At 56.4% G+C, this 10,287-nt stretch carries 10 protein-coding genes and 1 pseudogene; all 11 read right to left on the minus strand.

The features are described from left to right. Nucleotides 1–70: 70 nt before the first annotated feature. A complete protein-coding gene (locus FZ041_RS13865) occupies nucleotides 71–820 on the minus strand; it encodes a class I SAM-dependent methyltransferase (protein WP_149189991.1) in 750 nt (249 codons plus the stop codon). 80 nt (nucleotides 821–900) lie between these two features. Then, nucleotides 901–2,454, minus strand: a complete 1,554-nt coding sequence (locus tag FZ041_RS13870; RefSeq protein ID WP_187626388.1) for an ABC transporter substrate-binding protein — start codon at nucleotides 2,452–2,454, stop codon at nucleotides 901–903. Between the two features lie 85 nt (nucleotides 2,455–2,539). Next, a complete protein-coding gene (locus FZ041_RS13875) occupies nucleotides 2,540–3,298 on the minus strand; it encodes an ABC transporter ATP-binding protein (RefSeq protein ID WP_149189993.1) in 759 nt (252 codons plus the stop codon). A 4-nt stretch (nucleotides 3,299–3,302) separates the two neighbouring features. Continuing rightward, the gene (locus FZ041_RS13880; protein WP_149189994.1) at nucleotides 3,303–4,082 is read right to left on the minus strand and encodes an ABC transporter ATP-binding protein; all 780 of its coding nucleotides are present in this window, start codon (nucleotides 4,080–4,082) and stop codon (nucleotides 3,303–3,305) included. 2 nt (nucleotides 4,083–4,084) lie between these two features. Next, nucleotides 4,085–4,933 (minus strand): ABC transporter permease, encoded by an 849-nt coding sequence (locus tag FZ041_RS13885; protein ID WP_075445056.1) that lies wholly within the window; start codon nucleotides 4,931–4,933, stop codon nucleotides 4,085–4,087. After that, nucleotides 4,930–5,871: a nickel ABC transporter permease gene (gene nikB / locus FZ041_RS13890; RefSeq protein WP_149189995.1), complete on the minus strand. Its 942-nt coding sequence runs from the start codon at nucleotides 5,869–5,871 to the stop codon at nucleotides 4,930–4,932. Before nikB ends, FZ041_RS13885 begins: the two co-directional genes overlap by 4 nt. An 88-nt stretch (nucleotides 5,872–5,959) precedes the next feature. Beyond that, entirely contained in the window at nucleotides 5,960–7,276 is a 1,317-nt protein-coding gene (locus tag FZ041_RS13895) for an MATE family efflux transporter (protein WP_369407325.1), read from the minus strand. A gap of 113 nt (nucleotides 7,277–7,389) precedes the next feature. After that, a complete protein-coding gene (locus tag FZ041_RS13900) occupies nucleotides 7,390–8,304 on the minus strand; it encodes a sirohydrochlorin cobaltochelatase (protein ID WP_149189997.1) in 915 nt (304 codons plus the stop codon). Continuing rightward, the gene (locus FZ041_RS13905; RefSeq protein ID WP_149189998.1) at nucleotides 8,297–9,154 is read right to left on the minus strand and encodes an ABC transporter ATP-binding protein; all 858 of its coding nucleotides are present in this window, start codon (nucleotides 9,152–9,154) and stop codon (nucleotides 8,297–8,299) included. Before FZ041_RS13905 ends, FZ041_RS13900 begins: the two co-directional genes overlap by 8 nt. Next, nucleotides 9,147–9,935 (minus strand): ABC transporter ATP-binding protein, encoded by a 789-nt coding sequence (locus FZ041_RS13910; protein ID WP_149189999.1) that lies wholly within the window; start codon nucleotides 9,933–9,935, stop codon nucleotides 9,147–9,149. Before FZ041_RS13910 ends, FZ041_RS13905 begins: the two co-directional genes overlap by 8 nt. Nucleotides 9,936–9,945: 10 nt before the next feature. Next, nucleotides 9,946–10,287, minus strand: a pseudogene (locus FZ041_RS13915) (ABC transporter substrate-binding protein); the annotation flags it as partial.

Genomic DNA, 10,287 nt, shown 5'->3' on the forward strand with positions numbered 1-10,287 from the left:
ATAAAAAAATGCCCCCTAAGTCAGATTCCACCTCCGACTTAGAGGGCGTTACATAGTCAACGGATCATTTTTATTTATAGGCATATATCGCAAACAACGGAACATTGTCATAATGCATGGCAGGGTCATTGTGAACCTTTGGCGCAATGTCTGCCTCGACTTCCACCTTCATCCCGAGCTCCTGCAGATAGCAGGTATCCCACGCCGGACGCCGATGCGTGCTGATACGCACGGAATCCTTGATTTTATTGCACGTATCCACAAGTTCCTGACTGATATTGGCATGGACATTTTCCTGATCTTCCTTGCGTGAGAATCTCTCCAGCCCATAGTCCGAATCAAAGTTCATCAATAGCCCACCTGGTTTCAAGACCCGACGCCACTGGCAATAAGCCTCCATGGCATCCGGCAATGTCCAGGTAAGATTACGGCTTACCACTACATCAAAGGTATCCGCCGCAAAATCGGGCTCCTGCGCATTCATTTTCACGAAATTTGCCTTGACGCCCGCCGCCAAAGCATTGCATTTTGCCTCATGCAGCATATCCGCCGACATATCGATGCCGGTTACCTCATGTCCAAGCCGTGCGAGCAGGATGGAAAAGAACCCCGCCCCCGTGCCAACATCGAGAATACGAAGCGGCCGCACCTGCGGCAGCCTTGCCTGCAGCACCTTTGTCCAAGCAGCCGCGCTAGGCCCGGCCAGTTCCTTTAACCGTGTCTGGCTGAAAGCCTGACTGCGCGCATCCCAATAGTTTTCGATTTCCTGCGCCAGTTCCCTATCCTCATTCTGTAGCACGGTCTGCAAAGCTTCCTGCATAACGTGTCCCTCCTCTGTACTATCTCTTCGCTTTCATTGTAGCGGATAACCAGAGGCTGCGTAAGCCCCCCAGGGGGATATCACTCAACATCGAGATCAGCTGTTACCTGATAGTAGTCACAAGCATGCGAAATATAGTTCTTGACATTAGCTTTAGAAATCATGCTCATCTTAAGGAACGAGCAGAACACAAACGCGTGGTCATCGAGCACTACCTGCTGCATCTGCAGGGCCAGCTCGGCGCGCTTGGCCGGATCGAACTCGCGGCTGAGCTGAGCCTCCAGCGCATCGAGTTTCGCACTCTGGTATCTGCCCTGGTTCTTCGTAGCCGTGGATACAGCAAACACCGTAAACCAATATTCCGGATCACCAGTCGGGGCCTGGACGTTGGCCATCGCATAAACATCCCACTTCTTCGGGTCTTTGACAACTTGGTTGTTGTCAGCCGTATTGTTGATATCGACTTCTATGCCGATGGCCTTGAGCGTGGACTGCGCCGACTCAGCCAAGAGCGGCAGCTCCTGGCGGCTCGGATATGTCAGCCATTTGACTACGAGCTTGCGGCCATTCTTTTCGCGGATGCCATCGCCATCGGTATCCACCCAGCCGGCCTGCTCCAGGACCGCCTTGGCAGCCTCCGGATTATATTTCTCAGCCCTTACCTTCTCTCCACCAAAGGCCGAACCGGCAGGGAACACACCATTTGCAGCAAAGCCATTGCCCTCAAGCAGGGTCGTGACAAAATTCTCCTTGTCGATACCCAGAGCTATGGCCTGGCGCACTGCCGGATCAGCACAGACTGAGTCCGGATCGAAATTCATCTTGCCAAAGAAGCAGCGCGAAGTCGAGATCTGCGAAATCGTGTATTTATCATTGCGGAACAACGGATAGCTCTCATAGGCCATGCCATAAGCAGCCTGCACCTCTCCTGACTGCAGCGCGTTGGCCAGCGTATTGCCGTCCGTGATCGTGCGGATGGTCAGTTTATCGAGCTTCGGCGTGCCGCCCCAATAGTTCTCATTCTTCTTGAGCGTCAGGTGGTCGTCCGGCTTCATATCCGTCACGATGTACGGGCCTGTACCGGCAACAATGCCGTTTTCAAAACCAGCTTCCACATCAATGATACAGCCATAGGGATCGCCCAGATAGTTCAACAAGGCCGGTCTTGGCTCAGTCGTCTTGATGATGAGCTCCTGCCCGTTGGCCTCAAGCGAAGCGATCTTGAGGTCCTGCTTGGCGCGCTTGTTCTCCGCAATCAGATGCTCAAGGCACTGCTTGACCGAAGCAGCATCCATCTTGCGGCCGCTCGAATAAGTCACATCATCGCGCAGCGTGATTTTCCAGGTCAGAGGATCGATATTTTCCCACTTCGTCGCCAGCCATGGCTGGATCTCCATATTGTCTGAGTACTTGATGAGCGTCTCACCGATACCATAGCGGATGCACGCCCAGCCTGCATAGGCATTGTGCGGATTGACATCAGGCTCTTCGTTTGAGCTGTTGAAGGTCGTATCACCGATAGTCAGGGTTTTGCCGCCTGCATGCTTTGCTGCCTGATTGTCGCCACAACCAGCAAAGACTCCAAGGCAGAGACTGACACTCACAGCCAATGCCGCCAGTTTTTTCCATTTCATATGTATCATCCTCCTATATCTACCTTCTGCCAAAGGGAATGGCCCTCATAACGAGGCAAGCGATATGCCTCGGGCAACAACAGCGTCATAACACGCTGTCGATAAGCCGTTGCGTATACGCCTGCTGCGGGGCACCGATCACCTCATCCGGCGTGCCTTCCTCGACAATGCGGCCTTCGTGCATGACCAGCACGCGGTCGCAGAAATCCTGCACGAGCGCGATGTCATGGCAGATGAACAGATACGCCAGTGACAGCTCGCGCTGCAGCCGTGCGAGCAGGGCCAGGATATCTGCCTGTACCGTCACATCAAGTGCCGACGTCGCCTCGTCCAGCAGCAAGAGCTTCGGCCGCAGCGCCAACGCTCTAGCGATAGCCGCGCGCTGGCACTGGCCGCCACTGACCTCGTGGGGATAGTGCGCAGCTATTCCAGCCTCAAGGCCACACAGCCCCAGCAGCCGTTCCATCTCCTGCCAGGCCGCCTCCTTCTGCCAGCCAAAGTTCCGCAGCCCCTCAGCAATCCCATCGCCCAAGGTACGGCGCGGATCAAAGCTGTCGGCCGGTGACTGAAATACCAGCTGCATATGACGGTAATGCTCGCGCAGTTTGCGGCCGGTCAGCTGCGTGATGTCTGTCCCCTGCAGGAATATCCTGCCAGCGGTCACATCTGTGAGCCGTGCAACCATGCGCGCTATGGTCGTCTTGCCACTGCCACTCTCGCCGATGATGGCGACCTTCTCACCTGCCGCCACGGAAAAACTGACATCATCGACGGCCAGCAACGTCCGCCTGTCATCCACGGGAAACACTTTTCTTAGGTGTTCCACCTGCAATACGGGAACCACTCCATCACCTCCTGAGCTGCGGCACAGCGGCCAGCAATCTCTGCGTATACTTTGCCTGCGGCCGCAGCATCAGCTCCGAGGCGCTGCCGTATTCGACGGCTTCTCCCGCCCGCAGCACGAGCATCTTGTCGGCCATGACGCGGATGACACCGATATTGTGCGTGACCAGCAGGATCGCCGTCCCGAAGAGCTCCCGCGCCAACAGCATCTCCTCGATGACTTGCTTCTGCACCGTGACATCGAGAGCAGACGTCGGCTCATCCGCCAGCAGCACCTTCGGGCGCAGCAGCATCGCCGCCGCCACGCCCACGCGCTGCTGCATGCCGCCAGAGAGCTCAAACGGATAGCTTTCCAGGATGCGCCGCGGCTCGCGGAAGCCAAATCTTGCAAACAGCTCCTGCACCTGTTCTTCGAAAAGCTGCGCATCCGTCATGCCATGCGCCTGCATCATCTCCCAGAGCTGCGCCCGCACCGTGCGAATAGCGCAGAAGGAACTGCCTGCTGACTGGAAGATCATACCGATATCTGCACCGCAGAGGCGGCGCAGCTCCTGCGGTGCAAGATCTGGCAGGGATTTGCCCTGATACCAGATATCCCCCCGCGTGACAAGGCCATCTTTGCCCAGCAGCCCCATGGCCGCTCGCAGCAGCGTCGATTTGCCGCTGCCGCTCTCGCCAACGATGCCGAGGATTTCTCCCGGCTGGACGCCAAAGCTGATATCATGTGCCACGCATTTGCCATTGTAGCTGACATCTACATGGTCATAGCGAATGATTTCGTTCATGCCTACCTCCTGTTCTTCGGATCGAGCCAGTCACGGACTGTATCACCCAGCAGATTGAAGATCATGACCGAAAGGAAGATCGCAAAGCCTGGCGCCAGCGTCACCCACGGCTGTGTCGCCAGCAGATTGCGCGTATCACTCATCATGCTGCCCCACTCAGGGATTGGTGGCTTGGCTCCAAGACCCAAGAAAGACAGACCTGCCAGCTCCATCATCATCGTGCCGATATCGAGCATCGCAGTCACGAGCAACGGCCCGGCAATATTGGGCACTACATGGCGGCAGATCAGCCGCAAGGGCGTGCAGCCCGCCATCTTCGCCGCCTGCATATAAGGGAGCTCCTGCTGGGCAAGCATCTGGCTGCGCGCCAGCCGCGCATACTTGGGCCAGCTGATGGCCGCCAGCGCAAAGATGGCATTATGCACACCACCACCGAGCACCGCAGCCACCGCCAGCGCAAACACGAGTCCGGGGAAAGCCAGGAACATATCGGCCAGACGCATGATGAGCGTATCAATCCACTTCCCCGACCAAGCACAGAAAATCCCGATCAGGCTGCCAAACACGGTGATGAAGCCAACGAGCAGCAAGGTAGAGAAAATGCTGGTAAAGCTTCCCGCAATGACACGCGACAGCATATCGCGGCCATAGCGATCCGTGCCCAGCCAGTGCTCCGCTGACGGAGCCGCCTTGGCGATGGCCAGATTCTGCTCATAAGGATCATAGGGACACAATGAGCTGCTGAAGAACGCAGCCAGGATCAACACTCCCGCCAGCCCGCCGAAAAACAGCAAGCGCCGCCGCAAATGATCGCGCCGTACTACCTGCACGCGAACTGTAACCTCACTCATTGGCGGCTCACCCCCAGACGGATGCGCGGATCGAGCCGATGATATAAGAGATCCGTCACCAGATTGACAAAAACATAGATGATGGCCATCCACATGACATACATCTGGATGACTGGATAATCACGCATATTGATGGCGTCCACAGCCATCTTGCCTACGCCATCCCACATGAATATACTCTCAATGATCGCTGTGCCGCCGAGCAGGCTGCCGATGGACAAGGCCAGCAAGGTCATGATGGTCAGCAAAGACGCCTTCATGACGTTCTTCCAGAGGATGATCCTGTCGCTGACGCCACGAGCCATGGCCCCCTGCACATAATCCTTGCCCAACTCCTCAAGCACCGCCGAGCGCACCTGCCGCAGATATTTTGCCGACATGGCGATTGCCAGCGTAAGAGTAGGCATCACAGCGCTCTTCACATCCATGCCGCCCGATATGACCGGCAGCACGCCAAGCTGGATGCCCAGGAACTGCATGAGCAGCATCGCCACAAAGAAATTCGGCATCGCATTGCCGATGAAACTGACGAACCGCAGCACATAATCCACGGTCTTATCGCGCTGGACGGCCGCCGCGATCCCGCAGGGAAGCGAAATGACGACCGTCAGCACCACCGAGAGCACGGTCAGCAGCAAGGTCGCCGGCAGTTTGCGCAAGAACGCCGCAAACACCGCCTCGCCAGTGACATAGCTCACCCCCATATCCCCATGGAGCAGTGACCATAGCCAGTGCAGATACTGCTCGAAGAATGGCCGGTTGAGCCCAAGCTCCTCACGCCGTGCATCGATGACCTCCTGCGCGACCTCGATGCCACGGTTCGTATAGAGCTCCGTCACAGCATCACTGCCCGCCATATACATGAGCAGGAACGATAGAAAAGTAATCCCCAGCAGAATGGGAATCAACTGCAAGAACCTTTTAAGGGCATAATCCATCCCCGTTATTGCCTCCTAACCACCATGCTTACAAGAATAAAGCAGTACAACACATGCTGTACTGCCATCAATAATCTGTCTTTTCACATTATATATGATTCTCCAGCGGCTGCGTAAGCCCCCCAGGGGGATTCTTTGCCAATTTCCAGGTCAGGAATGACGCACAGCCAGCGCGCAGGCTTTGGTCGAGGAACACCGCCAGCCAGGCACCAGCCAATCCCATATCGAGCGTATAGAGCAGGAACGCCGTGATAAGCGGGCGCAGGACAGCGATGCTGACAAAGGAATAGGCCGCCACCTGTGCAGAACGGCCACTGCCACGCAGGATACCAGCGCAGACCATCTGCTGCGCTTCCGGAAAACTCAGCACAGCCACAAAGAGCAGCACCATAGCCCCCAGCGGCAGCATGGCTGCCTCCTGCGAATACAGGCGGAATATCTGCTCACGGAACACCACCGTGAGCAGGCAGGCCGCCAGCGAGAAGACCAAGCTCCATTTGACGCCTATGCCCAAGCTGATACGCCAGCCGCCCCAATCCTGCCGGCCTTTGGCCTGACCAGCCAGCACCGTACTGGCCTTCCCCAGCCCACCGGCAAAGCAGTAATAAAAATCGCAGAAATTCATGCAGATGGCATGCACCGCATACGGGATTGTGCCGAGCTCAGCCACCATGCGGGTATAGAGTACCATACCTGCCCGCTCAAAACCCTGCTCAGAGAAGATACTGCCAAAAACAGGCAGCATTTGTCGGAAATAGGCAGCATCCGGCAGGAAACTGCCACGCAGGAGGCCCTGCCGCCACAGGCTGTACACTACTACCGCCAGCGTATAGAGCGTACCGGCAAGCGTGCCAATGGCTGCTCCGCGCACACCAAGAGCCGGAAAAGGCCCCAACCCGAAAATCAGCAACGCATTGACCACGAGATTCAGTACATTTCCCTGCAGATTCGTCCGCAATACGATCCCCGTCTGCCCAAAGCCCAACTGCAGGGCCTGCAGGATAGCCGTCAATGACGTCACATAGACTGCCGCCAGCGCGATCCAGCCATAATCAAGAGCCAGCGCCAGGTACTCGGGCGCCGCTCCCATCCAAAGCAACAGCGATGGCAGGTATGCGCCAAAGAGCAGGTGCAGTCCCAACAGTACGAATGCCCCCAAGCCCAGCGACTGCCGCATGATTGCAGCGGCCTGTTCCCGTCTGCCTCCGCCAAAGTGCTCCGCCGTGAGCACGGTAACCGCCGAAGCCAGCGACCGCGCAACCGTCAGCAGCATCATGCGCGGCTGCGTGAAAATGCTTACGGCTGCAATCGCCGCCGTTCCGAGCACACCGACCATGATGAGATCCACCGAACTCAGCAGGATCATGAAGACGCCTTCCCAAGCGGCCGGCATCGCCAGCTGCAAGTATTTCCTATCCGCTTGTGTCCATAAATATCTTTGTATCATAATACCTTTAGCATACCGATATCCCAGCGCTTCTGTAAGCCCCCCTGGGGGATATATCTTTTTCCCAGCTTCTACTCACTTGCTTCCCTCTGCAATACAGACCAGCATTCTCTGACCCGTGCCCGATAAAGGCTGCGGATGACCGGATTCTCTCCCATGCCATGAAGATACGCATCAACAGCAAATCCCTGTGCCTCCAGCTGTGATTTATGCGAATCTTCTTCAGCGCCGGCCATATCCTGGCAGGCATGATTGCCCGCCACCAGCATCAGCGGCAACAAGGTGACATGACGGACATCCTGCTGCCGCAGCTGCGGAATGACATCGTCCAGCCGCGGCCACCCCTCTACTGTGTAGACAAAGGCGCGCGGCCACCCTTGCTGCCATAGCTTCAGCTGCATGATGCCATGATAGGCGTTCGCCAGATGCGGCGAACCATGCGCCAGCAGCAGCACAGCATCCTGCCGTCCCAACGGCGGAAACACCTTGCTCACAGCCCGCATGACATCACCAACATCATCCGGTTTCCCCTGCTGTCCCTGCCAGTACATCAACGGTGTTCCCAGTACCATCCGTTTGGTTTGCGGACTGTATTCCCTCCACAACTCCAATGCGTAATGATACTCAATCCCCGGCAGAACATCCGTCGTAATCATAGCAATAGAATTATATCCTGCTGCCAACAGCTGCTGCAGCGCTTCCTCTGGCAATGGATAATGGATCCCTTCCCTTTCCCGGATGCGCCGCACGACAAGGTGCGAGGTCAATGCCGATACCACATGGATTCCTGGATACTCAGCCTGTATTTCCGCCACCAGCGTATCGATAGTCTTCGCCCGTGTCCCGGCATAAGTCGTGCCAAAGCTCAGGACAAGGATTGCTGCTTTGATAGCTTCCCCCTGGCGGGCCGTATCATCATAGCATCTCATGCCAAGCTCAGCCGCCCGTGCCAGTGCCGCCGAATAGCGCGCAAGACCTTCAGACATACGCCACCTCCTGCTGTTTCCCGCACGTCAAAGGACTGCCGCTTCGAGCTGACAAGTCAACGTCACGGGAATGTACCGAAAACACCGAACGCAGCAAGGCCTGCGTATACGGGTGCTGCGCTTCCGTCAATTTCTCTCCTGGCAGCTGCTCCACTACCCGGCCCTGCTTCATGACTATCACTTGATGGCTGAACAGGCTGACCAAAGCCAAGTCATGGCAAATGAACAGATAGGTGAGCCCCTTCTCCCGCTGCAATCTCACCAATAGCCGGATCACACTGTCCTGTACCGACACATCCAGTGCACTGGTCGCTTCATCACAGATGATGATTTCAGGTTCAAGCGCCAATGCCCGCGCAATAGCCACGCGTTGGCGCTGGCCGCCACTCAGGCTATGCGGGTAGCGGTCAGCAAAATCCGCCGGCAGTTCCACCAGCTGCAGCAGTGCGCGTGCTCGCTCTGCCACCTCCTGGCGGCGGATCACCTCAAAGCTCAGCAGCGGCTCACAGATGATATCCTTGACCTTCATTTTCGGATTGAATGCCGTAGCGGGATCCTGGAAGATCATCTGGATATGACGATAATTTTGACGTTTTGCTTCACCGCGGAGCCTCGTGATATCCGCCCCGCGGAACAATACCTGACCGGCCTCCGGGGTATATAGCCCCATGATCGTACGCGCCAAGGTTGATTTGCCACTGCCGGACTCGCCGACAATAGCCGTTGTCTCCCCTTTGCGGATAGCGATGCTGATATCATCACACGCCTTCAGCCGTCCGCCAGCCGGCAGCGGAAACTCCTTGGTGATATGCTCCACGCGCATCAATACCGGCTCTGCCGTCTCAGACATACCGCACCCCTCCGATCTCTGGCACTGCTGCCAGCAACTTCTTAGTATATGCCGTCTGCGGCTTGTCCAGGATCGATGCTGCGGAGCCATATTCCATCACCTTTCCCCCGGCCATGACCATCAGTTTGTCTGCCATACAAGCCGCCACACCAATATTATGGGTAACCATGACCAGCGCCGTTCCCGAATCGCGTACCACCTGCATCAGCTCGCGTACAATCTGCGCCTGTGTCGTCACATCCAGTGCCGACGTCGGCTCATCAGCCAGCAGCAGCTGCGGATGGAAGGCAATGGCCATGGCAATGCCGACACGCTGACGCATACCACCAGACAACTCGAAGGTATATGAAGCCATGATGCTGTCGGGATCTGGCAAATGCATCCGCCCCAGCAGATCCTTGGCCATTTCATCAGCCTCCGTATCCTGCATATCGCTATGGGTCTGGAGATACTCGCGGAACTGGTGTCCAATCGTCTGGACCGGATTCATCATATTTCCACTATCCTGAAATATCATGGCCATCTCCTTGCCCCGCAGGCGCCGCCATTCCTCTGCGCTCAAGTGCCCCAGATCCTGCCCGGCGAAGTTAATCTGGCCACGGCTTATCCGGCCCGATCCGGGCAGGACACCTAGTATCGAGCGTATGACCGAGGTCTTGCCACTGCCAGACTCACCGACAATAGCCAGCACCTCACCTGCCGCCAGGGAAAGCTCCACATCCTGCACCGTCGGCGCACTGTCCCCATAGGAAATATCCAGATCCTTGATTTCTAACAACATGGATATCTCCTTACTTTCCTGCCAGCTTGATAAGATCCGTGACCCAGTAATAATCCGACGGATACATCTTCACACCGGCAAGTGCCGTACTGCTGATGATATTGGTCTGCGGATAGCCCAAGAATAATGCGGCACTGTCATTCAGGATGATCTGCTGGATTTCGATGATCAGCTGACGGCGCTTGGATTTATCAAATTCCACGGCCAACGCATTGAACTTCGCATCCAGGGCAGGATTGCTATAACCAGAACCATTCTGCGGATTTTCCCCATGGAAGTTGGATTTCCAGTACCAGGACAGATAGATTTCCGGGTCTCCCGTGTTGGCCGTCGTGATATTGGAAATCAACAG

This window comes from Pseudoselenomonas caprae (assembly GCF_008271345.1).
In the GTDB taxonomy this organism is placed as follows: domain Bacteria; phylum Bacillota; class Negativicutes; order Selenomonadales; family Selenomonadaceae; genus Selenomonas_A; species Selenomonas_A caprae.